At 72.8% G+C, this 261-nt stretch carries 1 pseudogene; it reads right to left on the bottom strand.

Annotated elements, in window-relative coordinates:
* Positions 1–261: pseudogene (locus ACWXWW_RS18135) on the bottom strand (general stress protein); the annotation flags it as partial.

The raw sequence follows: 261 nt of genomic DNA, 5'->3' as shown, positions 1-261 counted from the left end.
CCGCGGCACCGCCCAGGCCCAGCTCCTGGCGGGCGCGGGCGGCGTGGTCGAACGCGACCACGAGGTCGAAGGCCGTCGGCACGACGGCCTGCGAGGACGCGAAGCCGTGCTGGCCCCGACGCATCGCGAAGCCGATCACGCCGAAGATCAGCCACACCGCCAGGCCCAGCAGCATGGAGGTGAGGATCTGCCCCGGGCCGGCCTCGGGGGCCAGCAGGTAGAGGAACATGCCGATCAGTCCGCCGAAGAACACGCCGCGCA

Source organism: Microbacterium sp. KNMS (assembly GCF_053851835.1).
This window is presented reverse-complemented; position numbering and strand designations above follow the sequence as displayed.